Genomic DNA, 26,283 nt, shown 5'->3' with positions numbered 1-26,283 from the left:
ATAATACAATGAATGTTCAAAATTTAATTAACGAAAGCGTAGAGTTATTCAAAAACAAAAAATTTGACGAAGTGATTGCGAAGCTAAAGCAGGCTTTAGGCCAAATTGAAGATAAAAATAGCCAAATTGAAGAGCAAAATGAGATTCAAGCTGGGCTAGGCCGCTGCTATTTCGAGCAGGCGATGAAAGCCGAAGGCAAGGAAGCGGCTAAGTTGTTTGAGCTGGCAGCTGTGCATTTCGAACAGCAATTGAGGCTTGCCAAACAGCTGACAAACGAACAAAACAGCATTCAAGAACAAAGCAATGCTCAATCTTGGTTAGGTAGCTGCTATTTAGAACAGGCGATAAAAGCCGAAGACAAGGAAACGGCTAAGTTGTTTGAGCAGGCAGTTGAACACCTCCAACAGCAATTGAGGCTTGCCAAACAGCTGACAAACGAACAAAACAGCATTCAAGAACAAAGCAATGCTCAATCTTGGCTAGGCCGCTGCTATTTAGAGCAGGCGATAAAAGCCGAAGGCAAGGAGGCGGCTAAGTTGTTTGAGCAGGCAGTTGGGTATTTGAGGCTTGCCGAACAGCTGGCAGACGAACAAAACAGCATTCAAGAACAAAGCAATGCTCAATTTTGGTTAGGCCGCTGCTATTTAGAGCAGGCGATAAAAGCCGAAGGCAAGGAAGCGGCTAAGTTGTTTGAGCAGGCAGTTGGGTATTTTGAACAGCAATTGAGGCTTGCCAAACAGCTGACAGACGAACAAAACAGCATTCAAGGACAAAACAATGCCCAATCTTGGCTAGGCCGCTGCTATTTCGAGCAGGCGATGAAAGCCGAAGGCAAGGAAGCGGCTAAGTTGTTTGAGCAGGCAGCTGTGCATTTCGAACAGCATTTTAGGCTTGCCGAACAGCTGGCAGACGAACAAAACAGCATTCAAGAACAAATCTATGCTCAATCTTGGTTAGGTAGCTGCTATTTCGAGCAGGCGATAAAAGCCGAAGACAAGGAAACGGCTAAGTTGTTTGAGCAGGTAGTTGAACACCTCCAACAGCAATTGAGGCTTGCCAAACGGCTGGCAGACGAACAAAACAGCATTCAAGAACAAATCTATGCTCAATTTTGGTTAGGCCGCTGCTATTTAGAGCAGGCGATAAAAGCCGAAGGCAAGGAGGCGGCTAAGTTGTTTGAGCAGGCAGTTGGGTATTTGAGACTTGTCGAACAGTTGGCAGACGAACAAAACCGCCTTCAACTTCAACAACATGCCCAACTTTTTCTAGGCCGTTGTTATTTCGAACAAGCCATAATTCAAAAAAACTGGGAAAGATATTTTGACTGGAAAAAACAGAAAATACAGGGAGATTTATTTGGAACTCAAGAAGGAACTCAAAAAGAAAAAACAGTAATAGACGACATTACTACCATTCTGGCAGTTTTAAATATCTCACCTATGGAATTAGGGTCAATTCCTCTTGCCCATTATACTTCGCCTTCAGTATGCGAAAGATTATTCGGCATTGTCAGTGATAAAGCCGATGATAAAGTTCCTGTTGATAGTAATAAGGTTAGTCCGATGAGAATCGGTAGTTCCACTTATATGAACGATCCGACTGAAGGAGAAGGGCTGTTGGAGCTACTGAATTTGCAGGATTTGGAATTGGAAAACAAGGCTGAATGCCCTGTACATAATGCTTTCTTTACCTGTTTTTCCAGTCGTGTAAATGATTTGAACCAGTTCCGTTTGTATGGCAAAGAAAATGGGGTGGAAGCGTCGGGTTGCTGCTTGGTATTTAATAAAAGCGGGGATTGGTTGAAAGAGCCTGATATTTCTGCTTCGTTCAGAAGTTTTACAAATAAACAGAATAAAGGTTTCAAAGAGTCAATAGAGGCAGATGTAGCGGGTTCGGAAGATGAAAACTTGCCGCTTTATCAGGTAGCTTATATCGCTTATCACGATGAATATATTGCTGAAGAGAAATGTGGGAAATGGTTGTTGAATAAGAATAATCAAAGTTTTGGTATCCGATTAAAGCCTGTAGGGAAAAATCCAAGTTGGCATCAATTTCGCATCAACAAGCTTGAAGAAGCGTTGATAGAGTTAATGGAAAAATCCAATAATATCAGCGATGAAGACAAAAAAGCTTTGGAATATGTCCGCTATCTGTTTAAAGATTTTGCTTTTCGTGACGAAGAAGAGTTCCGACTGCTGAAAATCGAACAAATCGGTTCGGACAAAATCAAATATTGCGAAACCACAAAATCCGTCTATCTGCCTTATACCGATATATGTGATATTGTGGATGAAGTGATTTTGGGGACGAATTACGAAAAGAGCGGAAAAGAGCGCAAGGCGGAAGTGTTTCAGCACTTAATGCGGAAATATTATCCAAACGTTAAAGTATCCCGCTCGTCGCTGCCGATTAATGCCAATCCGCCGATTAAGAAGGATTAGTAGTAGCAACTGTATTTTTACCCGACGGGGTGAAAAATACAGTTGCTACAAAATCATTCCGGGCATAACACTATGAAATACCGTCATTTTTACCGCAATGGCGGCACTTACTTTTTTACGGTTGTAACCAATAAACGGCAGCAAGCCGTAGCCTGCATCTCCACCAACCGCGTGCGTGGCTGTGCCACACACCCCACCTGCGGATGGCACAAACTTTAAAATCAAGGTGTAGGGTGTGTGCGGTACGCACGCACGCGTGTTTTGGTGTTCAAACCATTGTTTCAAACTTTCAGACACAAACGTGGTCTGAAAACTTTTGGAATAAAGGCCGTCTGAAATCCAGTTTTCAGACGGCCTGATTGTTTATTCACTCAAAATCTAACAGTCAAACTCTGCAATTACCGGCGCATGGTCGCTGGGGCGTTCTTGAGCGCGGGTTTCTAGGTCGACGGTGACGTCTGTAAGGGTGGCGGCGAGTTCGGAGCTGCTGAGGATGTGGTCGATGCGCAGGCCGAGTTTGCGTTGGAACATGGCGCCGCGGTAGTCGAACCATGTGTAGAACGCGCCTTCGGGGTGGATTTTGCGCAGGCTGTCGGTCAGGCCGAGGTCAAGCAGGTTTTTAAACCATTGTCTTTCGATGGAGGAGCAATGGATTTTTTCGTGCCATTTTTCGGGGTCGTAGCAGTCGGCATCGGCCGGAGCAATGTTGAAATCGCCGAGCAGGACGAGTTTTGGGTGTGCGGCCATTTCGGCACGGACGAACTCGGTCAATGCGGCAAACCATTGTTCTTTGTATTGGAATTTTGGGCTGTCCAGGGCTTCGCCGTTGACGCAATAGACGTTGATGACGCGCACGCCGTTGATGGTGGCGGCGATGACGCGGCGTTGCGGGTCGTCGGGGAGGGCGGGCAGGCCGCAATGTACGTCTTGCGGTTCGTGGCGGCTGATGATGGCGACGCCGTTGTAGGTTTTTTGGCCGCTCCAGACGCAGTGCCAGCCCATTATTTGCAGGGCGGCGGCCGGGAATTTGTCTTGGTCGAGTTTGAGTTCTTGTAAGGCGAGTATGTCGGCTTGGTGGTCGGCCAGCCAGTTTTGTACTTGGGGCAGGCGGACGTTGAGGGAATTGACGTTCCAAGTGGCGATTTTCATGATGTTTCCGTGTGTGCTGTTGGGTGGGAAGGCGGCGGATTGCGCCTGTGGGAATGGGCGGTATTGTATAGCGGATTGGTTTATTTTTCGATATGGGCTGAAAGTGGCAGGCCGTCTGAAAGCTGATGTTTCAGACGGCCTTGATGTTGTGATGTGAAATAATTTGTTTATTCGGCTTGGTCTTTGAGCGTGCGCAGGGTATTGAGGATGGTGGTGGCTTCTTCGGAGATGAGGCGGTATTCGATGATGCGGTGGTAGCGTGTGAAATCGATGATGCCTTCGGTGCGCAGGCGTGCGAGGTGGTTGGCGATGCCGGTCGGGGAGGAGTCGAGCGCTCGTGCCAGTTCGGTAATACTGCGGTCGCCGTCAAGCAGCAGAAAAAGGATGGCCATGCGTTCGGGGTTGGCAATCAGTTTGAGAATGGTAGAGAGACGCTTGATTTCCATATTATTGTTCCTTTTGTCTATTATATGAATACTTGATTTGGGTTAAATTTGGATGATTGTAGTTTTTATTAAGATTAACCTTATAATTCAAAATCTTACCCTGCAGTGTACACGGTTTTGTAAAATTTGAGGGCATTGTTTTGCAATTTTTTTGTTTATTTTCGATATCTTGCTTCGGTTGCGAAACTGGATTGAAAAAAGACGAAAAGGCCGTCTGAAATGTTCCGTTGCAGATGATTTTGCTGACGGATGTTTCAGACGGCCTTTGATTTGGCTTTAAGTTGTTTTTTCTTTTATGTTTGTTTGGAATCAGTCGATTGATTGTTTTTAAACAAACAACTAGGTTTTATGATTCTATGCTGAGGACTACACGCCAAGGGCTTGTCAGACACTTGGACGTGTTGTCGAAATGCGACTATTTTTTCTTCCAGCCTGCGGTCATGGCGAAGGTAATGGGGTCATAGTATTTCGGCAGCTTGGACGGAATGCCGACATCGTTACGGTACACGACGCGGTAGCGGTCGGCGAACCAGTTTGGAACGATGGTGTATTGGTGGCGGATCAGTCGGTCGAGCGCGCGCGAGGTGGTTTGCAGCTCTTGGCGGTTGGTAAAGCTGTTGAAATGGGTCAGCAGTTTTTCAACCGCGGGATGACAGACGCCGGATAGGTTGCGGCTGCCTTCGGTTTTGGCGGCGGCACAGCTGAAGTAGTCGTATTGCTCGTTGCCGGGGCTTTCGCTGTTGCCGTAGTAGCCTGTGGTCACGTCAAAATCGAAGTCGTTCATGCGTTTTTGGTACACGGCGGAATCGGCGGTGCGCACGTTCATGGTGATGCCGATTTTGGCGAGGTCGCGCTGCCATTTGGCGGTAATGCGTTCGTAGTTTTTGCTTGGGGCGAGGAATTCAAAGGTCAGCGGTTTGCCTTGTTTGTCCACTGCTTTGCCGTTTTTGTATTGATAGCCGCCTTTTTCAAGCAGGGCACGTGCTTTGAGCAGGTTTGGGCGCACGCCCAGTTTGGGGTCGGTAACCGGCGGCATAGGGACGTCTTGATCCAATACGCCCTCGGGCAGCTTGGTGCCCAATGATTTGAGCAATGCGGTTTCTGCACGGTCGGGCTTGCCGGTTGCGGCCATGGTGCTGTTGGTGAAGAAGCTGTCGGTGCGGCGGTATGCGCCGTAGAAGATGCGGCTGTTGACGCTTTCGTAGTCGAAGCTTTCAATCAAGGCACGGCGGACGTAAATATTGTCCAAGGGCTTGTGGCGCATATTGATGACGAAGCCTTGCATGCCGGCGGTGCTGTTTTGCAGCCATTCGTGTTTGGACAGGTTGCGTTTTTTGAGGACTTCGTCGGAGTAGGCGCGCGCCCAGTTGCGGGCGACGTTTTCTTGTACGAAGTCATATTGGCCGCCTTTTAACCCTTCAATGCGGACAACTTCGTCTTTGACGTATTTGATGCGGATGTGGTCGTAGTTGTAGCGGCCTTTGCGTACGGGCAGGTTTTGCGCCCAGTAGTTTTTGTCGCGGACAAACTCGCTGATGCGGCCGTTTTCGGCTTTGGCAAAACGGTAGGGGCCGGAGCCGATGGGCAGGCTGTTGGGCGCGGCGGCCAGGCCTTTTGGATAGCTTTTATGCGAGAAGACGGGCAGGCTGCCGAGAATCATGTGCAATTCTGAGTTGCGCTGCTTGAAGCGGAACACGACGGTGCGGTCGTTGGGCGTTTCTACTTTGGCCACGTCGCTCCAGTAGAAGTGGTACATGGGGGCGGCGGCTTTGTCTTTGGTCAGGATGTTAAATGAAGCAGCAACGTCTTTGGCCAAAACGGGGTCACCGTTGTGGAATTTGGCTTTTGGGTTGATTTTGAAGGTAACGGAAAGGCCGTCCGGCGCCAGGGCGATGTCTTCGGCAATCAGGCCGTAAACGGCGTAAGGTTCGTCCATGCTTTGCTCGGTCAGGGTGTCGAGCGTCAGCATGCTGATGCCGTATTCGTGGTTACCTTTGAGGGTAAAGGGGTTAAGCGTGTCAAAAGCGCCGAGGAAAGGCGTGGTAAATGTGCCGCCTTTAGGGGCGTTGGGGTTGACGTATTCGAAAGCGGTGAAGTTGGCCGGATATTTGGGCGGTTGGCCGAGGCCTACGCCGTGGGCGGCAAAGGCGGCAGATGGAATCAAACCGAGCAGAGAGAGTAGGGCTGGTGTTTTCATCTATTTTTCCTTGTAGGTTGAATATTGTATTCAGTAGTGTGCCGATTATAGCAAAGGCCGTCTGAAACTTGATATTTTTGCTTTCAGACGGCATCAGGTTTAAGAGGATTGCTTTTTCGTATGGGCGCCGAACTCGGCAAGCGTCATGTTCAAGGTTTCCAAGCAGGGCTGCATGATGTGGTCAACCGTTTGATTGACCTTGTCTTTGTTGAGCGTTTGCGGGCGGTAGACAAAGAGTTTGAACAGCTCCGCCAAGTCGATGGATTCCGCCCCCATTTTCAAGACCCAGCCCTGACGGCCGGAATAGACATAGCCGTGTCGCGCCAGTTTTTCTAAAAGTTCGCCCAATTCGTCAAAGCCCATATTGATATGCCGTCTGAACTCCTGCACCGGCAATGCCTTGCCGTTTTGTTGGGCAGAATCGAGCAGCAGCAGGATTTTCAATACATCGTCAAAGCGGCCGCGCGCATCCAGACTGCGGCGGAACGCTTCGCCGCGCCAGTAGGACAGGGACGAGGTCAAAACCGCGCCGCCCAATACCAGCGTCCATAACAGGTTGAGCCACAACAGGAAAAACGGTACTGCGGCAAATGCGCCGTAAATCGATTTGTAGCCGTCAAAGTTGCCCATGTACCAAGCGAACAAAAAGCGTGCCGTTTCCAAGCAAAACGCCGTTACGGCCGCGCCGACCAAAGCATGGCTGGCCGGTACGAAACGGTTGGGCACAAAGCGGTACAAGCCCCACAGCAGCACCGTAATAAATGAAACCGCAGTGATAACTCTCAGCCATTCCGAGCCGCCCACCAATTGCACCTGGCCGATCACGACCGACAAGCCTACGCCCAAAGACAAAGGCCCAAACGTCAGCAACGCCCAATACACCAAAAACTGCATCATCCAGGGCCGTTGCGAATTGACGCGCCAAATCCGGTTGAACGCATTGTCTATTGTCCGAATCAGCATCAGCGAGGTTACGACCAACATCACACTGCCGATGGCCGTCAGCTTGGTGGCCTTATCGCGGAACGCATTGATGTAGTCAAACACCATATCCGCACCCTGCGGCACAATGGTGCGGTTGATAAAAGAGACAAATTCCCCCGACCATTGGTCGAAAACGGGGAAGGCCGAAGCGATGACGACCATCACCGTCAACACGGGCACCAAAGCCAAAAGCGTCGTAAACGTCATGCTTGCCGCCACCTGCGGCACACGCTCGTCATCAAAACGGCGCACGACAAACCAAGCAAACGCCACGCCCTTACTTTTCAAAAAATCTTGCCACCATTGCGAAAACGGCATAACCTTTTCCCACTTTTGAATAGAAATTTTTCTTTTCAGACGGCCCGAGTATTCAAAAGGCCGTCTGAAACCTGACAGCATTGTAACGGAAACCCCAAATGAACCCAAATCCCCTGAAAATCCTCGTCCTCTTTTATTCCCAAAACGGCAGCACGCGCAACCTTGCCCGCCAAATCGCACGCGGTATCGAAAGCGTGGACGGTTGCGAAGCCGTGTTGCGTACCGTGCCCAAAGTTTCCACCGTTTGCGAAGCCGTTGAAAAAGCCGTTCCCGACAAAGGCGCGCCCTATGCGACTGCCGACGACCTCAAAAATTGCGCCGGCCTCGCGCTCGGCAGCCCGACACGTTTCGGCAATATGGCCGCCGCAATGAAATACTTTATCGACGGCACCATTCCCCTTTGGCTCGGCGCAGAACTCGTCGGTAAACCTGCCACCGTATTCACCAGCACATCTTCGCTGCACGGCGGCCAAGAAACTACCCTGCTGACCATGATGCTGCCCCTGTTGCACCACGGCATGGTCATCAGCGGCATTCCCTATACCGAATCCGCGCTCAGCAATACCCAAAGCGGCGGCACGCCTTACGGCGCAAGCCATGTTTCCGGCCACGACAGTAAGCCGGCATTGACCGCCGAAGAAAACGACATTGCCTTCGCACAAGGTAAACGTTTGGCAGAATTGGCACGAAAATTGGCAGACTGATTTTTTGTGATAAAAAGATTAAGGCCGTCTGAAAACCTGATGATTCAGTTTTCAGACGGCCTTTTTAGTTATTTATAACTAGCAAACAAATAAATATTTCTAATTAAACAAACTACTTAGAAAATAGGGATTGGAACATAGTTTCATCGGACTACATCTTTTTGATAGAATCTGCCACCAAATTAAAACATCAGCTAACTGGAGAAGCTATGTCACTACCCGTATTTCCCTATGGCAAATTAAGCTTTGCCGTCAGTCTGGCTTTGTGTTCGGCGTATTCTTTCGCGACCGAAGTAGAAAATAGCCAGCCGCAAGAACGTGTCGATTTACCGACAGTTACCGTCCAAGGTGTCGGAAAACAGACTACTTCCAACTACACCATTCCCGCATCTTCCGCCGCGACAGGCATTCGCCTGACCCAGCGTGAAACGCCACAGTCTTTGTCCGTCGTTACCGAAAAACAAATGGACGACCAAGGTTTGGATACCTTGCAGGACGTGTTGAAACAAACACCGGGCGTGTTCCACAGCAAAATGGGCAACAACGTCTCCGGCCACAGCCAATTTATTTCGCGCAGTCAGGCGATTGACAGCATTTCCGTGGACGGCGCGCCCAAATTCCTTTACGACGGTAAAGCCATCCGCCGCGGCACCAACAATCTGGACAGCACGTTGTACGAACAAGTCGTCGTCGTACGCGGCGCAAGCGGTTTGTCCAACGGCGGTATGGGCGAGCCGGGCGGTACGGTTGCGTTGGAACGCAAAAAACCGACTGCCAAACCAGCCATCAGCGTGGAAGCCGGTGTCGGTTCGTGGAACCACTACCGTTTCGTCCTTGATGCCAATCATCCTCTGAATGCCGACAATACCTTGCGCGGCCGCGCCATTTTGGTCAGCGACCACGGCGGCGATTACCTGCCGAACACATCGCGCCATAATCACACTTTCTATGGCATTTTGTCTTACGATCTCACACCGCAAACTCAATGGCGCCTCGGTACGGAAATACACCGTTTCCGCAATACCGGCAGCTCGCGTTTCAGCTATCTGACAGCAGCAGGTAATCGCAAAGACGGATTCAAACCGTTTGAATCTTCGCCACGCAGCAATTCTTCCGCACGCTGGGCATACGGCAAAGACACCAGTGCCGAAGTATTTACTTCCCTCAGCCATGAGTTTGACAACGGCTGGAAACTGACAGGCGATTACAGCCATGTTTCTGGTAAAAACGACATCGTTTCAGGCATTGCCGGTACATTTGAAATCAATCCCGATTACTCTGCACTTTTCACTTCAGACCGCGACCGCAGCAAATACCGCGATCAGAATTTTGCGCTGGCCTTGGACGGCAATTATCCAGCGCTGGGCCGCTCGCACGAGTTCAATGTCGGCATCAGCTATCAGGACAACAAAGAAAACCTTTCTTTCTATGAAGAAGGCGAGTCGATGATTCCCGATTTGCGTAAATTTGACGGCAACATCGCCAAACCCGATATGCCGTATCTGCGCGATGGTTTTTCACGCATGAAAAACCTGTCGGTTTACGGCTCGACCCGTTTCAAACTGACCGACAAGCTCGCCTTTATCGGCGGCAGCCGTTTTGTGGATTGGCGTTACCGTTACAGCACTGACCGCAACAAATTCGCACACAGCAGCCACAAACAAAACGTTTTCATTCCTTATTTGGGCGTAACCTACGACATCGGCGACAATCTGACTGCCTATGCGTCTTACACCACCATTTTCCGTCCGCAAGTGCGTTACCTGACCAAAGACGGCGCAGCACTCAAACCGCAGCGCGGCAAAACCTACGAGACCGGTTTGAAAGCCTCATGGTTTGAAGGCCGTCTGAATGCTTCCGCCTCCGTCTTTATGAACAAACGCGACCATTTGGGCGTTGTTGCAGGCAAATTCGCGAATGGCGAGGAATACTACCGTGCAGCCGACAACACCACAACAAAAGGCGTGGAGCTCTCTGTCGGCGGCCGCCTGAGCGACAAATGGCTGTTGAATGCGTCTTATGCACGTTCCAAAATCAAAGACAGCGAAGGGGTTCAACTGCATCCGTCTTACCCGGTTCATTTGTTCAAACTCTTTACCGCGTATGACGTGACCGACCGTTTGAACCTGGGTGCCAACGTCAACTGGCAAAGCCGAAGCCACACGCTGGACGAATACCCTGCAGACATCAATCCGGCCGCCGCCGCCGCATTGACCCAACGTCCGTATGCAACGCTGGACTTGACTGCGCATTACAAAATCGGCAGATCCACCCGCATCAGTTTGGACTTTGAAAACGTGTTCAACAAACGCTACCGCACCATGCCGGATATTCACGTTTACGGCACGCCGCGTAGTGTGACTGCAACGGTTAAACATACGTTTTAATTGAAAAGAAAAGTAGTGCAGGCCGTCTGAAAACCTGAGTGATCGGGGTTTCAGACGGCCTGAATTTTTTCTCATATTGTTTTGATGTCAAACATGACTAAAACTTGCGTTATCTTAAGCAAAGAAATCAAAATGACAGACACAAAAAAGACCGGAACATATCCGGTCTTTTTAATGGTTTCGCACTTACGCTTGGTAACCTTTCGCCTCGGCAAGCAGGGCCAGCAATTCTTCAGTCGTATCCCAACCGATGCAGGCATCCGTAATACTTTGACCGTAAACTTCAGGCTTGTCTTGGCGGCCTTCAACCAAGTGGCTTTCCACCATCACGCCCATGATGTTTTCTTCACCGGCTTTCAGCTGCTCCGCAACATCGCGTGCTACATCCATTTGTTTGCGGAAGTCTTTACGGCTGTTGGCATGGCTGCAGTCCACCATCAGTTTGCTGCTCACACCGGCTTTTTGAAGCTGCGCAACAGCGTCTTTAACGTGTTCCGCGCTGTAATTAGGCTCTTTTCCGCCACGCAAAATTGCATGGCAGTCAGGGTTGCCGCTGGTGTGGACAATCGCGGAATGACCGGCTTTGGTTACAGACAGGAAGTGGTGCGGATGATTGGCGGCACCGATGGCGTCGATGGCGATTTTCAGATTGCCGTCCGTACCGTTTTTAAAACCGACAGGGCAGGAGAGGCCGCTGGCCAATTCGCGGTGTACCTGGCTTTCAGTCGTACGCGCACCAATCGCGCCCCAAGAAATCAGGTCGGCATAGTATTGTGGCGTAATCATGTCCAAGAATTCAGTCGAAGCAGGCATGCCCATTTCGTTCAAAGTCAGCAACAACTGACGCGCTTGGCGCAGGCCGTAGTTGATGTCAAACGTACCGTCCAAGTGCGGATCGTTAATCAAGCCTTTCCAGCCAACGGTTGTACGCGGTTTTTCAAAATACACGCGCATTACAATCAGCAGCTCTTTCTCATATTTTTTGCGCAAGGGCAGTAATTTTTGCGCATATTCAACCGCCGCCTTAGTATCGTGAATCGAACATGGGCCGATGATGACCAGCAAACGGTTGTCGCGGCCATGAACCAAATCCGCAATTTCATGACGTGTTTTATAAACCAAATTGGCAACCTGAGGCGTAACAGGCAGCTCATACAAATGTGCGATTGGAGGGAGTAACTCTTTGACTTCTTTAATCTTAATATCGTCGGTAGGGTGGTGTTGGGACATGATGGACTCTCTTGTTTATTTTTGATACAGGTTACAGGTTTTAGCAGAATTAAACAAGGCTTAGTTTTTTGTTTTAGCAATTTTATTCTAAAATTCCTTTATTTAAATTATTTTATAGAATTTATAATTATTTTATTTATTAAAGTTAGCATTTAATGCTATTAAAAATTTCATTTATATAGTAAAGGGCTTTGAGCTTTTATCAAAATACAGGCCGTCTGAACATTTTCAGACGGCCTTTCTTTAATTAAAACGGATATTAAATCTCATCTCAATCTATGTTGCGAATGCTTATTTTGCAGAACGGCTGACCTGATTCATCCAGGCAAACAGTTCGTCTAAGTCATAATCGCCGCCGTGGCCGACATCCCAAGGCAGGGCGTAGTCGACGGTTTGGCCGTTGTTTTGCAGTTTGGCGGCTAAGACGGCGGAGACTGCCAGTGAGGTGTCGCGGTCGTTGGTGCCGACACGGATGCGCCAGTTTTGCGGCAGGCTTACGCCCGGTTTGCCGATGTAGTTGAGCGGGTTCATGATTTTGATGGTTTCTTCATCTGCGATTTCGGCGTTGGCGGCGGTATTGTGTTGCATGGAGAACGCGGTGAAGTGGCGTTTATCGACGGTATTGGTGCCGAAGAGTTGGTTTTCGCCTGCGCTTAAATCTACGCCGTCAAAGGCGGGCGGTGTTTTTTGGCGGCCGGCGGCTTTGGCGTAGGCATCGAAATCGACGGAGACGACTTTGCCGTTGCGGACGGTCAGCCATGTGCGGTCGCTCAGGTCTTTACCTGCATCAAGCTGGGTTTGTGCGGATTGGGCAAGTAAACCGGCAATATGGTTTTTAAAGCTGCCGTTGCCTTGGGTGTCCAGTGTCAGGGGTTTGCCTTCGGGGGATTTCAGGTTCAGGCTGTTGAGATAGGCGGGGTATAAGGGTTTGAGGAGGTTGGACAGTTTTTTCTCGTCATCGGTCAGCGTGCCGGCGACCAGCTCGCGTTTGACGCGGTAGTCGAGCATGGAAATGTTCATTTTTTTGTAGTCGTTAACGCCGTTGAACTGCCATTCGTAAGCCATGTCGGCATGGTCCAAATCGGTAATCGGGCAGTAGGCGGATACGGCGAAAATTTTGTCGCTGCCGTCTGCCGCACCTAAGGCCTTGAGGTGGTTTTCGTAATCTTTTTGGTCGGCTGTTGCGCCTAAAAGGGCGGACATCGCACCGCCTGCGCTTGTGCCGTTGGAGATGATTTTTTCGGCATCGCCGGGCATGGCTTTGTCGTTGGCTTTCAGATAGCGGACGGCGGCTTTCAAATCAACGATGGCGGCAGGTGCTTTGCCGGTGGATTCCGTTCTGCCGCGTGCGCCCGGGGAGGCGACGACGTAGCCTTTGGAAAGGGCGGTTAGCGCGGCATTCGGTGATTTTTGACTGTCTTCAGGCTCGCCGCTTTTGCCTTCTAAAGCGGGTTTGCCCGGTTCGGCAGGCATATAGCCGCCGATTTGGTTGGGTAGGAAAATCGGTGCGGTTTCGGCGGTAAAACCGTCTATCTCGCCGCCGTTGTAATAGGCTTCGGGGACGTAAATATTGATGATTTCGTAGCGGGTGTCGACAGGATTGCGGACGTAAACCACGTTTTCGTAAGCGCGGAATTTAACCGTCTGACCGTTCACTTCGATGCTTTGTTCGGTGTATTTTTGTTTGGAGAAGTCTAGGTCGTAGGTGTCTGCGGTTTTGACGGAAGCGCAGGCGCTCAATCCCAGCGCGACAGAAACGGATAAGAGGGTTTTGTTCAGAGCATTCATCATCATACTTTCTGAAGAGGTGTGAACGGATATGATAACAAATACTAAGGCCGTCTGAAACGCTAAGTCGGGTTTCAGACGGCCTGATTTTTTTGTAACGTTATGCGGTGTTGTACGTTACGTTGTAAAGTAATATTGGCTTAGATTTTATCTATTTGATAAATATGAATTTAATAAGGCGTTGTGCCTTAAAAAATCTATTGATTCGGTATCTGTAAAAGTTTGAATCTGTCTTGTAAATCAGTATGCAGGACAGGCATTTTTGCTTTATTCACAGATTGGTTCCATTTGTCAGAACGTTTTGCTCAATTCGACAAACATTTTGGTTTTGCCGTATTCGTAGAACTTGTCGTTGCTCCATGTTTTGTTGTGGGCGATGGTCAGGCGCGGGGTGATGCCTTTGAAATGGAGGGCGCGGTGCCATACGCTCAGGGAGGCGGAGGCTTCTTTGTCGCGGCGGTTTTGTTCGTTGCTGAAGAAGCTGGGGGCTTGGTAACGGCGTTGGGCGGCGCTGAGGCGTAGGACGGTGGAGAGGCCTTTGGGCCATTCTTGTCCCCATGTGGTGCGCAGGGCGTAGCGGTTGAAGCTGTCGCTTTTGTCGTCGCGGTTGCGTTCGCGGTAGAGGTCGATACCGGCTACCCAGTATTGGCGCGCGTTGCGGTAGTACACGATGGAGTTGCTGAGCAGTTGGCTGGTGTTGTTGGAACGCTCGCGGCGGTTGTTTTTCAGACGGCCTGCTTCAAATGCGCTGAGGGTTTGCAGCTTGGGTTGCCACCAATGGTTGTAGTGGAGGCGTGCGCCGTTGGTGTAGGTGTAGGGGTCGTTGCCGTAGAAGCGGCGCTCGTGGAACGGGGTCATGCCGATATCGTTGCGCTGGTCGGCATAGCCGATGCCTGCCGAGAAGCGTGTGGTGAGGTCGTTGTAGTTGGTATGTTTGGGGTAGATTTTGCCGTAATGGTCTGCGCCTGCCGTGGCATAGAAGCCGCGTGGCAGCGACCATTTTTTTTCTGCACCGATTTGGTAGTGGACGGCGGTGGCATCGATGGGTTCGGGGAATGTCCAGCCTCGGAAGCAGTCGTCGTCGGGATAGACTAGGCGCACGGCGCGGCATTGTTCATCGCTCAGGTGGTTGCCCAGACGGCGTTGGCCGGGGGCTTGGTTGATGTTTTGCTCGCGCGTGATGTTCAAGCCGGCGTTGAATTGCCATGAGTCGCGTTCGCGCAGGGCTTTGCGGTAGGTTTCGATGCGTTCTTGCAAGGCAGGCGGGAGGGGCTCAGTTTGCAGTTTGTCGAACTGGTCGGCCGCGGCTTCGTTTTGTTTGTCTTCAAACAAGGCGGTCGCAAGCTGCCAGCGGACGGCGGAGGCATCGGGTTGCTCGGCGATAAAGCGGCGGTAATGGCCGATGGCTTCGGCGGCGCGTCCTTCGGATTGGGCAAGCAAACCTTTGGCATAGCGTGCCATGGCGCGGTCGTGTTCTGGCCATTGTTCGTAAATGGGCAAAACGGCTTTGATGCCGGGGATGTTGTGGGCGACGACGGCGGAATACATGGCGCGTGCCAGTAATTCGGTGTTGGCAAGCAGGGTATCGGCATCGACGTTGATGATTTTTTCAGACGGCCTGTTTGTCTGCTCGGCAGGGATATTGTGCGTTTCGGGTTGTTGGGGTTCGGCTGTGTTGACTTGAAGCTCGGGTTTTACATCAGGCGGCACATCGGCGGCGTGAAGGGAAAGGGGAAGGATGGCGAGGAGGAGCAGACGTTTTTCCATGGCAATGTTTGGGATGTTATCGGTATAAGTGGGCAGATTGTACAATGTTTTGAGTCGGAAATTTTACAAACCGAGTGCCATTATACCTGATAAAGACGACAAAAGGCCGTCTGAAACCCGATGGGATTTCAGACGGCCTTTATTTGCGAGTCGGATTTAGTTTTGGTCCAAGTCCAAATCGGCTTTGTATTCGATACGGCCTTGGCCTTTGTCTTCGATGGAAACGTCCAGCTCTTGTTTGCCGCGTTTGAATTTCAGATCGGCATCGTCGTGTTTGATTTCAGACTCAACCACATGGAAACCTTTGCTGCGCGCGTGGGCGATCACTTTTTTGGCCAAGGAAGGAATGGAATTGCGTTGGCCGGAAAGTTCGGCTTCGTATTCAAATTCGCCGTTGCCTTGATGATCGGCTTTGATGGTGTGCGCGCCATCCGGACGGTAGATTTCGGAAGGCAGTGGGGAGGCGAATGCCGTGGCGGAGAAAAGAGCCAAAATGCCGGTGGCCAGTAACGATTTTGCTTTGGTCATCGGTTTTCCTTTCTGAAAAGGGTTTTGAGAACGACATCATCTTATCGGCAGGTATGAGGGGCGGCAAGCGGATAAACTTGATTTTACGCGCGGCTACATGATTTGTTTGGAGGGCGTTGGTTCTTTGCTTTGGGCTGGTGTTTGCTTGCAAAAAAATGCTGCCGGATAAGACTTAGCCGAGGTGGAACAATTCGCCGCCGTGCGCCTTCAGCCATTGTTCGGCTTGGTCAACATGCGGCGTGAGCGAGTGGGTCAGAGCCCAAAATGCAGGGCTGTGGTTGGGATGGCGCAGGTGGGCGAGTTCATGCAGGCAGACGTAGTCGGCGACATATTCGGGCGCACCGATGAGCCGCCAGTTGAGACGGATGCAGGTAGTGTGGCGGCAAACGCCCCAGAAGGTTTTGGCGTTGGAAAGGGAAATGGCACTCGGGGTTAGGCGGGTGGTTCGGATATGGCCTTCGAGGCGCGGCAGCAGATACTCGTGCGCACGCTCGTGCAGGAAGCGGCGCAAATGGGTAAGTTGGGCGGTGGTTTCTTTTTCGGGTAACAGAATTTCAGACGGCCTGATTTGGATGTGGTTGGCTGCGTGGACGGACAAGGCCGTCTGAACGCCTTGATACCAAATCCATTCGGGAAGCGAGTCGGTAGGTGTTTGTCGGGCCGGTGTTTTGTTTAGGGTACGGCGCAGGATGGCTTCGTTGTCGTTCAGCCATTGGGTAAAGGTGTGCTGGGTAACAAACGGAGGGATATTGATGCTGACGGTATCGGCGGAAACGGGGCGCAAGATGAGGTTTTTCTTGGCGCTGCGTTTGAGCTGGATATGAATGGTGAGGCCGTCTGAAAGGGTGTGGGTATGGAGGCGGGGCATGATATTAATGGAAATATTGGACGGCATGGAAAGGCGGGCATAGCGGCCCACCCGATGGAATGATTTATTTGGTTTTGGGCGCGAACGGACCTTGTCCGGTAATCAGGGGCTGTTGGCTTTCAATCCATTGCTCGCATTGGGCCATGAGTTCGGCTTCATTGCCGTTGTTGTGGGCAATGGGTTTGCCGATGATGACGCTGACCGTGCCCGGATATTTGAGGAAGGAGTTGCGCGGCCAAAACTCGCCGCTGTTGAGCGCGACGGGGACGATGTCCATCTCGAACATTTTTGCCATGCGCGCGCCGCCGAGTTTGTAGCGGCCTTTTTCGCCGGGCGGCAGGCGTGTGCCTTCGGGGAAAATGGTAATCCAATAGCCTTCGTTTTTACGCGCAAGACCTTGTTCTAAAAGTTGTTTGTTGGCTTCGCGGCTGTTGCTGCGGTCGATGCCGATGGTTTTGACCAGCTTCAAGCCCCAGCCGAAGAAAGGGATTTTGAACAGTTCGCGTTTGGCAACATAGACTTGTGGCGGAAAAATCTCTTGCAGGGCGAGGGTTTCCCAGCCGCTTTGGTGTTTGGCGCAGATGATGGCGGGGTGGTTTGGAATGTTTTCCGCGCCGCTTAAGGTGTAGTTCAAACCGATGACGTGCTTGAGCGACCAGTTGAGGATGCGTACCCAAATTTGCGCCATTTTGTGCGCACCGCCTTGGAAGGGCAGGGCAAGCAGCATAAAGGGGAACAGCAAAATAATGCTAGAGGAAAGGATGAACCAGTAAATCAGGTTGCGGATAATCAGCATATCGGGGAAAAGTCTGTCGTTTGAAGGCTGTCTGAACGCCGTTGTCGGCAGTTTCAGACGGCCTTGTCGTTTATAGGATGGCTTGCGTGGCTTCTTCGATTTGTGTGTTTTCACGCATGATGTATTGCGAGAAAGCCAGCAGGTTGTCGAAGACTTGGGTGTGTTCGGGCAGGTCTTGCTCGTGTTTGGCCAGCGTTTTTTTGCCTTTGCCGGTCAGGACGAGCGCGGATTTGCCGCCTGCGGCATCAATGGCCTGCAGGTCGCGCAGGCTGTCGCCGACCAGCCAGGTTTCGGCGGCATTGGCCTTGAAGCGTTCGATGATGTCGATAATCATGCCGGGCTTGGGTTTGCGGCATTCGCAGTTGTCGGCGGCGGTGTGCGGGCAAAACCAAATGCCGTCGATGGTACCGCCTGCTTGAACGGCAAGGCGGTGCATTTTCGCGTGCATTTCGGTCAGGTCTTGCACGGTAAAGTATTTGCGGCCGATACCGGATTGGTTGGTGGCCACGGCGATGGTGTAGCCTACCTGCGTTAAAAAGGCGATGGCATCCATGCTGCCTTCGATGGGAATCCATTCGTCAACGGATTTGACGAAATCGTCGCGGTCTTGATTGATGACGCCGTCGCGGTCGAGAATGATGAGTTTCATGGTGTTCCTAAATATTGTTTTCAGACGGCCTTCAACATATTGAGAGTTTGGTCGATATGATGCGTTAAGGTGGGATTATAGGTTAATGCCTGCATAGGAGAGGTAATTTTGTGTTTTCCCTGCCGTTTGAAAGAAACTGCTTGAGTGATGGCTTGTGCCAATGTTTCTGGGTTTTGACGTGAGAAAAAGAAGCCTGCATTTTCGTTCATGACTTCGGTACATGCCATATTGTCGGAGAAAACAACTCGGGTTCCGCACAAAATAGATTCTATGCCAACCAGTCCGAATGGTTCGTACAGTGATGCCATGATAGTGAAGTCAGCAGCTCGGTAAAGTTCAGGCATATTTTTGCAGAAACCAAGCTCAATGACGTTGTCCATTGGTCGAGGTAAGGGCGATCCGGCAACAGCCAGTTTGATGGGTAAATCGGTATGCTCGAAAAATTCTGCTAATAAATCCAAACCTTTTCGGGTGTGTCCGGTTGATGGAAATAGGAAAATAGTTTCGTCGTCTTTAAATCCGTATCTCGCACGAGTTGCAGGAATTTCTTCCGGTTTAGCGTAGAAGCGTGCAGTATCGGCAGGTGGATGGATAACATGGATTTTTTCAGAAGGTACCCCATAGAGGTTGATCAACTCGTGTTGCATTAGGTGTGAATGCGCCATGATCAATTTTGCCGTTGAGTAGTTGGTGCGGTTACGCCGAATGATGAGTCTATCAAGTAGGTTTGGGGTTTTACCCATGTTGTGCAGGTAACCTAAGTGTGTACCGCCGCAGACAAAGATATCAGCATAATCACTGGGATTGCAGGCAATAAGGGGAATATTTCTGTTTTGCCGGAGTTTGGCCAATTGCATACTGAAGAAAAAAGGACGCAACTTTTTTGGAATCTTTTTTTGATTGACGTGATGCGTATCAACTTGGCGGTATTCAGGAATCGTTGTATCGATTTGTGCAGCAAAGACGGTAGGTTTGATGCCGTGTGCGTTTAAACCACGGACCAGGTCGAAAGTGTAGCTTTCCATGCCGCCACCTGGACGGAAGCAGTTAATAGCAATGTCGATAGAATAGTTCGGCTTCATTGTGTGGATTCTTTCGAATATTTTTCTACTTTCAAACTGCTTTTCCATTTTTCAAATGCCGTCTGAAAAACGGGGGTCAGTTTGGCGAAGGTTTCCGGGGTGTTTTTGACGTGGTAGAAGCCGCCGAGCGAGGGTGTGTCGAGGGCGAGGACGTAGTCTTCCATAAATGCGCCGTAGCCGTCTTCTTCGTCGGTGTAGTAGAACTCGGTAAACCGTTGACCGAGTTCGGTAAAGTCGTCCGCCGTCAATGCGCCGTCCATGTGTTTGAGCAGGAAGTGCCGTCCGCTGATTTTGCCCGAGGTCATGGCGGCGAAGTCGGCTGCGGTTTCGGGGGCGGTTTGCCAGACGGGGTTGACGAGGCCTGCCTGTGCTGCCCACTGCCAGTACATGCCGATATGGGTGGCGGCGTTTTCGGGCGGGAGCTGGTCGGGATAATCTTCGTCGAGATGGAAGCGGATATTGTCGTACATGGACGGTGTTCGTTGGGGGAAAGGGGGTATTTTAGCGGAAAATAATGAATTAGGCCGTCTGAAAGAGGGTGTTTCAGACGGCCTTAAGGGAATTTAACCTTTAAATACGGGAACAAGTTCCATTTGGCTCAGTATTTGGGCGGCAATGTTGATGATGCCGAAGAGGAAGACCCAAGCCATCAGCCAGAATCCGCCGTAAACTTTGTAGTTTTTGCCGATGCCGAATTTATGGCGCGAGCGGTAGAGCAGCATGGCGGGGATGATGCCTGTCCAGATGGTTGCGGCCAGGCCGACGTAGCCGATGGCGGTAACGAAGCCGGTAGGGAAGAGCAGGCAGGAGATCAAAGGCGGCAGGAAGGTCAGCGCGGCGGTTTTGGTACGGCCGGAGATGCTGTCGTTCCATTTGAAAATGTCGGCGATGTAGTCGAACAGGCCGAGCGTTACCCCGAGGAAGGACGTTGCGATCGCCATGTAGGAGAACAGTGTCAACACTTTGTCCATATTGCCGGTTTGGGCGAACTTGGACAGCGTTTCGATCAGGACGGAAACTTGGCCTTCTGCGGCGATAACCGGTGCGAACTCGTTGCGCGGCAGGTTGCCTTGGATAGCGATTTGCCAGAGGACGTAAATCACCAAGGCAATCAGCGTACCCGACCACAGGGATTTGGCTACTTGGGGCGCGTCGCCTTTAAAGTATTTGAGCAGGCTGGAAACGTTGCCATGGAAACCGAATGAGGCAAGGCAAACGGGTAGGGCGGTGGCGACATAAATCCAGTAGCTGGTGCCGGCAGGGGCTTGGGTGTCGAACAAGACAGGCATTTTGGCATCGGCAATCAGACCGCCGGTTGCCCAAATAAAGGTCAATACCATGCCGCCGATGAGGATGCTGGTGAAGCGGTCAACCAAGCGTGCTGATGCCCAAACGCAAAAGGCGAGAATGCCGAAGAAGACGAGTTGCCCGACGGTGAGCGAGATTTCGCTGCCTACCGCGCTGCCGATGCCTTTGGCTGTCAGGTCGCCACCGACGAAGATGTAGGCGTAGGTGAGCAGGTATAAAACGAAAGCGACGGCAACGCCGTTGATGACGTTCCAAGTCGGGCCGAGCAGGTCTTTAACCATGGTGTCGAAGCTGGCGCCGTGCGGATAATGGGTATTGACTTCCAAAATCATCAGGCCGCTGGAGAGCATGGAAAACCAGGTGTACAGCAACACGGCCAGCGAGCCGGTAAACCATACGCCGGAGGTGGCGGTCGGGTTGGCAAGCATGCCTGCGCCGATAACCGTACCGGCGATAATCATCGCGCCGCCGAATAGGGAAGGGGTTTTGGTTGACATTGTTTATCTTTCTTCTAGAAATGCGTGGCTGCCATTATGCCGTAAAGTGTAAGAAAAGGTAAAGCAAAGGCCGTCTGAAAACCCGATTGTCGTTTTCAGACGGCCTTTGATGTGTATAAATGCAACTGATTAAATCAATTTTCGCAGTTTCAATTCGTTTTTCAGATAGGCGTAATAAACCGGCGCGACGATGATGCCGCCGATGCCGAAAATGCGTTCAAAGACGACCATCGCCACCAGCAATTCCCATGCGCTGGATTCGATTTCCGAGCCGATGATTTTGGCGTTGAGGAAATATTCAAGCTTATGGATGACAACAAGGAAAACCAACGAGGCGAGTGCGACGTACAGCGATGCGCCGAGGCTCAAAATAATGATGATGGTGTTGGAAATCAGGTTGCCCGCCACCGGAATCAGGCCGACGATAAAGGCGACGATCAGGACGGTCATTTTAAACGGCAGGTCAACGCCGAACAGCGGCAAAACCAGGTAGAGGTACAGGCCGGTCAGGAAGGTGTCGATCAGCGAGATTTTGACTTGGGCGAGGAACACGCGTTCAAAGCTGGTTTCAAAATTGACGATGCGCCGCATCAATTCGGCTTTAAACAGCGGCATTTTGTGGCGGTTTTTGCGCATTTTCAGGCGGTGGAAACTGAGCATGGCGCCGATGATGATGCCGATGAGGATGTACACGAAGGACGTGATGCTGTTTTTACTGATACGGGTCAGCGCGGCGCGGTATTCTTCAATAAGCTTGATCGCCGAAGCTTTGATTTCGGCCATATTGTTGGGCAGCATATTGAGAATGGCCGCAGGCAGGTCTTGGCTGTTTTTGGTGTCTTCCAAAATCGCCGCCAGCTTGGCCAACATAAAGCCGACGTGTCCGCCGTGTATCAGGTGGTAAATGCCTAAAGACATCATCGTGATGATGCTGAACACGATGGCCAGCGTCAGCGTGGTGGAAATCAGGTTGATATTGTGCGCGTTGAGCGATTTATGCAGCCGCGTGTTGCGCGGCAAAACGCGGCGGCGGAGTTTGAGGATGACACCGTTGGTGCGCGTAATAAAGATATAGGTCAGGATAACCGACAGCAGCAGCGGCAGAAAATGGTAGTGCAAGACAATCAGCAAGGCCAAGCCCATCAGGATATAGGAGGTGTTGCGGAAAGTCGGGTTGTCGGTGTGGGAAGAGAGTAAGGACATGTGAAGCCAATAAGGTAAAAAGCAAAAAAACAGGTCAGGCCGTCTGAAAAACCATGTTCAGACGGCCTAACTTAATGACAGCGATTAATCGTGCAATGAGGCCGCGTGTACCGTGTTTTCCAACAAAGTGGCAATCGTCATCGGGCCGACGCCGCCGGGAACAGGCGTAATCATGGAAGCACGTTCTTTGGCAACATCAAACTCCACGTCGCCGCACAGGCTGCCGTCGTCCAAGCGGTTGATGCCCACATCGATAACCACTGCACCGGGTTTGACCCATTCACCTTTGACGAAATTCGGAATGCCAACGCCGACCACCAAAATATCTGCGGCAGCAACTTCATCGGCAAGGTTTTGCGTGGCACTGTGGCAGATGGTTACCGTCGCGCGGGACAGCAGCAATTCCAACGCTTGCGGGCGGCCGACAATATTGGATGCGCCGACGACGACCGCTTTTTTGCCTTTCGGGTCGATACCGTAGGCTTCCAACAAAGTCATCACGCCTTTGGGTGTGCAAGGGCGCATCAGCGGCATTTTGACGACCAGGCGGCCGACGTTGTAAGGGTGGAAGCCGTCCACATCTTTATGCGGCTCGATACGCTCCAAAACCGCTTGGCTGTCGATGTGAGCCGGCAGCGGCAGTTGCACCAAAATACCGTCGACGGCAGGGTCGCTGTTCAATTCGTCCACCAGTTTCAGCAAATCGTCTTGCGTGGTTTCAGACGGCAGCTCATAAGAGCGCGATTCTATGCCGCTTTTTTGGCAGGTCAGTTTTTTATTGCGTACATAAACCGCGCTGGCAGGGTCGTCGCCAACCAATACTACTGCCAAGCAAGGCGTGTGCAAACCTTTTTCCTGACGTGCTTTTACCGCCTGCGCGACCGCCTCGATGCGTTGTTGGGAGATTTTTTTTCCGTCTATAAGTTGTGCAGCCATGATTTTTCCTCCTCAATAGGGATAAATATTGCGTTTAAATTATCGCATTTTTCAGACGGCCTGACACAAAAGAGTGACCCTGGTTACGAAACATAAAAATAAATAACGATTAAAAATAATAAGATAACCAAGAAATGAAAAAATAAAGCAAAGTAAGTGTTGACCGGGTTGAAAAGGGTCTGTATAGTTCAGGTCTTCAGTCGGGGCGTAGCGCAGCCCGGTTAGCGCATCTGCTTTGGGAGCAGAGGGTCGTGAGTTCGAATCCCACCGCCCCGACCACAAAATTCTTCGCACGAATCGGCATGAGCGCCCGTAGCTCAACCGGATAGAGCACCGACCTTCTAAGTCGGGGGTTACAGGTTCGATTCCTGTCGGGCGTGCCAATTTTTACGGTGGCTGTAGCTCAGTTGGTAGAGCCCTGGATTGTGATTCCAGTTGTCGTGGGTTCGAGCCCCATCAGCCACCCCAGATGAAAGCCTGCATATTGTATGCAGGCTTTTTCCATTTATACCCGAATTTTACTTCAGATTTAATTGGGTTTCAAAAAAGTATTTATCAAACCGTTTCATCATGGCATCGGCAAAAATGGCATTTGCCGTGTTATCAAATATCAATGAATACGCAATCAAGCCCGAATATTGTACCGTTCGGTATCTTTTTATGGTGTTTCGCCGTTATCCTTTATAATACCCCGATTATTTTCTGTTTCATTCCCAAAGGAACCGCATCATGTCCGAATGGCCAGCTCCAGAATTCGAATCCAAAATCTGTCCGCCCGAAAAGCTGGCGGAGCGTTTGGCGGCATTGCCCCGTCCGCTGGTGTTTACCAACGGCTGTTTCGATATCCTCCATAGGGGTCATGTAACCTATCTGGCGCAGGCGCGATCGGCCGGTGCGGCTTTGGTATTGGCGTTGAATACTGATGCTTCGGTGCGCCGTCAGGGCAAAGGGGACGACCGTCCGATTAATTCTTTGGAAAACCGCGCGGCAGTGGCAGCAGCATTGGAGAGCGTGGATTTGGTCACATGGTTTGATGACGATACGCCGGTCGCGCTGATTGAAATGGTCAAACCCGATGTGTTGATTAAAGGCGGCGACTGGCCTGTGGATAAGATTGTCGGTGCGGCCGAGACGTTTGCGCGTGGCGGCAAAGTATTTTCGATTCCGTTTTTACACCAGACTTCGACCACCAAAACATTGGCGAAAATCCGCGAAGTCGGAGGAGGCGAATGACGGATTTGAACAGCCGCCATTGGGCCTTGCTCGCCGCGCTTTCAGACGGCCTGCCGCAACACGTTTCTCAGTTGGCGCGTGTGGTCGGGATGAAGCCGCAACAATTAAACGGATTCTGGCAGCAGATGCCGGGTCATATCCGCGGTTTGCTGCGCCAGCACGACGGGCAATGGCGCTTGGTGCGCCCTTTGGCTGTGTTTGCCGAAGAATCTCTGCAACAAATGGCCGGGAAACAGGGTTTTCGTGCGCAGTTGAAACACGAATGTTCGTCCAGCAACGATGAAATCATGGCATTGGCGCGCCAGTCGGCAGATTTGGCGCATAAGGCCTTGTGTGTGGCGCATTTCCAAACCAAAGGCCGCGGACGGCAAGGGCGAAGCTGGGTTAACCGACAGGGCGAATGTCTGATGTTCAGCTTGGGCTGGGCGTTTGACAAGCCGCAGTATGAGCTGGGTTCGCTGGCGTTAGTAGTGGCATTGGCTTGCCGACGCGCGCTTGCCGATATTGGTTTGGACGTGAAGATCAAGTGGCCGAACGATTTGGTCGTGGCCAACGATAAATTGGCCGGTATTTTGATTGAAACGGCTCGGGTAGAGAATAAGACTGTCGCCGTCATCGGCATCGGCATTAATTTTGTATTGCCGAAAGAAGTTGAAAACGCCACTTCCGTGCAGGCCTTGTTTCAGACGGCCTCTAAGCAGGGCGTAAGCGTCAAAACCTTGTTGAATGCGGTATTGGCGCAACTCGATGCACTGTTGAACGAATACGCGCAAAACGGATTTGCGTCATGTGTCGGCGAATACGATGCCGCCAACCGCGATACGGACAGACCAGTGTTGCTGCTTCAGGAAGGACGCGTTGTCCACGAAGGCGTAGTCAAAGGCGTGGATGCGCAAGGCGCGTTGCGTTTGCTGACGGACAAGGGCGAGAAAACCATCGTCAGCGGCGAAATCAGTTTGCGCCCGGATAACCGACCGGCACAACCTGCCGCTGCCAAACCGGAACGCTTTTTGCTGCTGGACGGCGGCAACAGTCAGTTGAAATGGGCGTGGGTGGAGAACGGCACATTTTCCGAAGTTGGCCGCGCACCGTATCGTGATTTGACCCAGCTGGGCGAAGAATGGCTGCAATTTGCCGATGAAGATGTGAAGATTGTCGGTTGCGCCGTGTGCGGTTCGGTAAAAAAAGCGATGGTTGAAGAACAATTAACCCGTCCGGTCGAATGGCTGTCTTCCATGCCGCAGGCTTTGGGTATCCGCAACCATTACCGCCGCCCTGAAGAACATGGCTCCGACCGTTGGTTTAATGCGCTGGGCAGCCGCCGCTTTACGCAAAACGCCTGCGTCGTCGTCAGCTGCGGTACCGCCATAACCACCGACGCGCTGACGGAAGACAATCATTATCTCGGCGGCACCATCATGCCCGGTTTCCACTTGATGAAAGAGGCGATGGCGCTCAAAACCGCCAACCTCAACCGCCCCATCGGCAAGGTATATCCGTTCCCAACCACAACGCCGAACGCCATTGCCAGCGGCATGATGGATGCCGTTTGCGGCGCGTTGATGATGATGCATGGCCGTCTGAAAGACAAAACGGGCGAGGGCAAACCGGTCGATATCATTATCACGGGCGGCGGCGCAGCCAGAGTCGTGCAGGCGCTGCCGGAGTCATTTGTTCATGACAATCAAGTGAAAATCGTCGATAATCTCGTGATTCACGGGCTCTTGCATTGGATTGCCCATCGCAACGGACAATAAAAAGGAAAGCGCATC

Annotated in this window: 22 protein-coding genes, 3 tRNA genes and 1 pseudogene; 10 read left to right on the top strand and 16 right to left on the bottom strand. The window is 51.3% G+C overall.

Going from position 1 to position 26,283, the window contains the following annotated elements; translation table 11 throughout:
* Window positions 1-8 precede the first annotated feature (8 nt).
* Together ACTHTA_RS01750 and ACTHTA_RS01745 are read left to right on the top strand one after the other, a co-directional pair.
* Window positions 9-2,441, top strand: coding sequence for a tetratricopeptide repeat protein (locus ACTHTA_RS01750; RefSeq protein ID WP_308887006.1), 2,433 nt, complete (start codon window positions 9-11; stop codon window positions 2,439-2,441).
* Window positions 2,442-2,513: 72 nt separating this feature from the next.
* Window positions 2,514-2,585: pseudogene (locus ACTHTA_RS01745) on the top strand (REP-associated tyrosine transposase); the annotation flags it as partial.
* A gap of 234 nt (window positions 2,586-2,819) precedes the next feature.
* Here ACTHTA_RS01745 and xth read toward each other — a convergent pair.
* A complete protein-coding gene (gene xth, locus ACTHTA_RS01740; RefSeq protein WP_308887007.1) occupies window positions 2,820-3,590 on the bottom strand; it encodes an exodeoxyribonuclease III in 771 nt (256 codons plus the stop codon).
* Between xth and ACTHTA_RS01735 the strand changes: the two genes are divergently transcribed.
* The gene (locus ACTHTA_RS01735) at window positions 3,589-3,747 is read left to right on the top strand and encodes a YeeE/YedE protein (RefSeq protein ID WP_308887008.1); all 159 of its coding nucleotides are present in this window, start codon (window positions 3,589-3,591) and stop codon (window positions 3,745-3,747) included. The two genes, xth and ACTHTA_RS01735, sit on opposite strands and share 2 nt — an antisense overlap.
* 10 nt (window positions 3,748-3,757) lie before the next feature.
* On the opposite strand, the gene ACTHTA_RS01730 is transcribed toward ACTHTA_RS01735, so the two are convergent.
* From ACTHTA_RS01730 to ACTHTA_RS01720, 3 genes are all read right to left on the bottom strand, one after another.
* The gene (locus ACTHTA_RS01730) at window positions 3,758-4,036 is read right to left on the bottom strand and encodes an ArsR/SmtB family transcription factor (RefSeq protein ID WP_308887010.1); all 279 of its coding nucleotides are present in this window, start codon (window positions 4,034-4,036) and stop codon (window positions 3,758-3,760) included.
* 415 nt (window positions 4,037-4,451) lie between these two features.
* On the bottom strand, window positions 4,452-6,233 hold the full coding sequence (locus ACTHTA_RS01725; RefSeq protein WP_036493920.1) for an extracellular solute-binding protein: 1,782 nt from the start codon (window positions 6,231-6,233) through the stop codon (window positions 4,452-4,454).
* 99 nt (window positions 6,234-6,332) lie between these two features.
* Entirely contained in the window at window positions 6,333-7,535 is a 1,203-nt protein-coding gene (locus ACTHTA_RS01720; protein ID WP_070504036.1) for a YihY family inner membrane protein, read from the bottom strand.
* A 98-nt stretch (window positions 7,536-7,633) separates the two neighbouring features.
* Between ACTHTA_RS01720 and wrbA the strand changes: the two genes are divergently transcribed.
* On the top strand, window positions 7,634-8,239 hold the full coding sequence (wrbA, locus tag ACTHTA_RS01715; protein ID WP_440364030.1) for an NAD(P)H:quinone oxidoreductase: 606 nt from the start codon (window positions 7,634-7,636) through the stop codon (window positions 8,237-8,239).
* A 209-nt stretch (window positions 8,240-8,448) separates the two neighbouring features.
* The gene (locus ACTHTA_RS01710) at window positions 8,449-10,626 is read left to right on the top strand and encodes a TonB-dependent siderophore receptor (protein ID WP_440364029.1); all 2,178 of its coding nucleotides are present in this window, start codon (window positions 8,449-8,451) and stop codon (window positions 10,624-10,626) included.
* A gap of 186 nt (window positions 10,627-10,812) precedes the next feature.
* Here ACTHTA_RS01710 and aroG read toward each other — a convergent pair whose 3' ends face one another.
* The 12 genes from aroG to folD all read right to left on the bottom strand — a co-directional run bounded on the left by aroG (window position 10,813) and on the right by folD (window position 23,278).
* The gene (gene aroG, locus ACTHTA_RS01705) at window positions 10,813-11,856 is read right to left on the bottom strand and encodes a 3-deoxy-7-phosphoheptulonate synthase AroG (RefSeq protein WP_308887019.1); all 1,044 of its coding nucleotides are present in this window, start codon (window positions 11,854-11,856) and stop codon (window positions 10,813-10,815) included.
* Between the two features lie 291 nt (window positions 11,857-12,147).
* The gene (locus tag ACTHTA_RS01700; protein WP_308887128.1) at window positions 12,148-13,644 is read right to left on the bottom strand and encodes a subtype B tannase; all 1,497 of its coding nucleotides are present in this window, start codon (window positions 13,642-13,644) and stop codon (window positions 12,148-12,150) included.
* A 291-nt stretch (window positions 13,645-13,935) separates the two neighbouring features.
* Complete coding sequence (locus tag ACTHTA_RS01695) at window positions 13,936-15,411, bottom strand: surface lipoprotein assembly modifier (protein ID WP_308887020.1); 1,476 nt, start codon at window positions 15,409-15,411, stop codon at window positions 13,936-13,938.
* Window positions 15,412-15,567: 156 nt separating this feature from the next.
* Window positions 15,568-15,939 carry a hypothetical protein gene (locus tag ACTHTA_RS01690; RefSeq protein WP_003683787.1) on the bottom strand — a complete coding sequence of 124 codons (372 nt, stop codon included), beginning with the start codon at window positions 15,937-15,939 and terminating at the stop codon, window positions 15,568-15,570.
* Between the two features lie 172 nt (window positions 15,940-16,111).
* Window positions 16,112-16,807, bottom strand: coding sequence for a M48 family metallopeptidase (locus tag ACTHTA_RS01685; RefSeq protein WP_308887130.1), 696 nt, complete (start codon window positions 16,805-16,807; stop codon window positions 16,112-16,114).
* Between the two features lie 64 nt (window positions 16,808-16,871).
* Window positions 16,872-17,603 carry a lysophospholipid acyltransferase family protein gene (locus ACTHTA_RS01680; protein WP_308887131.1) on the bottom strand — a complete coding sequence of 244 codons (732 nt, stop codon included), beginning with the start codon at window positions 17,601-17,603 and terminating at the stop codon, window positions 16,872-16,874.
* A 70-nt stretch (window positions 17,604-17,673) separates the two neighbouring features.
* Window positions 17,674-18,252, bottom strand: a complete 579-nt coding sequence (gene gmhB / locus ACTHTA_RS01675; RefSeq protein ID WP_308887021.1) for a D-glycero-beta-D-manno-heptose 1,7-bisphosphate 7-phosphatase — start codon at window positions 18,250-18,252, stop codon at window positions 17,674-17,676.
* A 20-nt stretch (window positions 18,253-18,272) separates the two neighbouring features.
* A complete protein-coding gene (locus tag ACTHTA_RS01670) occupies window positions 18,273-19,334 on the bottom strand; it encodes a glycosyltransferase family 4 protein (RefSeq protein ID WP_308887132.1) in 1,062 nt (353 codons plus the stop codon).
* Window positions 19,331-19,804 (bottom strand): DUF7832 domain-containing protein, encoded by a 474-nt coding sequence (locus ACTHTA_RS01665; RefSeq protein WP_308887023.1) that lies wholly within the window; start codon window positions 19,802-19,804, stop codon window positions 19,331-19,333. Before ACTHTA_RS01665 ends, ACTHTA_RS01670 begins: the two co-directional genes overlap by 4 nt.
* 93 nt (window positions 19,805-19,897) lie before the next feature.
* Window positions 19,898-21,139, bottom strand: a complete 1,242-nt coding sequence (locus tag ACTHTA_RS01660) for an aromatic amino acid transporter (protein ID WP_440364028.1) — start codon at window positions 21,137-21,139, stop codon at window positions 19,898-19,900.
* Between the two features lie 129 nt (window positions 21,140-21,268).
* The gene (locus ACTHTA_RS01655; protein WP_154953991.1) at window positions 21,269-22,342 is read right to left on the bottom strand and encodes an AI-2E family transporter; all 1,074 of its coding nucleotides are present in this window, start codon (window positions 22,340-22,342) and stop codon (window positions 21,269-21,271) included.
* Between the two features lie 84 nt (window positions 22,343-22,426).
* Entirely contained in the window at window positions 22,427-23,278 is an 852-nt protein-coding gene (gene folD / locus ACTHTA_RS01650; protein WP_003683785.1) for a bifunctional methylenetetrahydrofolate dehydrogenase/methenyltetrahydrofolate cyclohydrolase FolD, read from the bottom strand.
* Between the two features lie 201 nt (window positions 23,279-23,479).
* Here folD and ACTHTA_RS01645 point away from each other — a divergent pair.
* The 5 genes from ACTHTA_RS01645 to ACTHTA_RS01625 all read left to right on the top strand — a co-directional run bounded on the left by ACTHTA_RS01645 (window position 23,480) and on the right by ACTHTA_RS01625 (window position 26,268).
* Window positions 23,480-23,557: transfer RNA gene (locus ACTHTA_RS01645), tRNA-Pro, on the top strand.
* A 27-nt stretch (window positions 23,558-23,584) separates the two neighbouring features.
* Window positions 23,585-23,661: transfer RNA gene (locus tag ACTHTA_RS01640), tRNA-Arg, on the top strand.
* A 9-nt stretch (window positions 23,662-23,670) separates the two neighbouring features.
* A tRNA-His gene (locus ACTHTA_RS01635) sits at window positions 23,671-23,746 on the top strand.
* A 261-nt stretch (window positions 23,747-24,007) separates the two neighbouring features.
* A complete protein-coding gene (rfaE2, locus tag ACTHTA_RS01630; protein WP_440364501.1) occupies window positions 24,008-24,511 on the top strand; it encodes a D-glycero-beta-D-manno-heptose 1-phosphate adenylyltransferase in 504 nt (167 codons plus the stop codon).
* On the top strand, window positions 24,508-26,268 hold the full coding sequence (locus ACTHTA_RS01625; RefSeq protein WP_308887027.1) for a bifunctional biotin--[acetyl-CoA-carboxylase] ligase/type III pantothenate kinase: 1,761 nt from the start codon (window positions 24,508-24,510) through the stop codon (window positions 26,266-26,268). Before rfaE2 ends, ACTHTA_RS01625 begins: the two co-directional genes overlap by 4 nt.
* Window positions 26,269-26,283: the final 15 nt, after the last annotated feature.

The organism is Neisseria sp. P0013.S005 (assembly GCF_051958425.1).
In the GTDB taxonomy this organism is placed as follows: domain Bacteria; phylum Pseudomonadota; class Gammaproteobacteria; order Burkholderiales; family Neisseriaceae; genus Neisseria; species Neisseria subflava.
The sequence above is the reverse complement of the archived record's forward strand: the minus strand, read 5'-3'. Positions and strand labels throughout refer to the sequence as shown.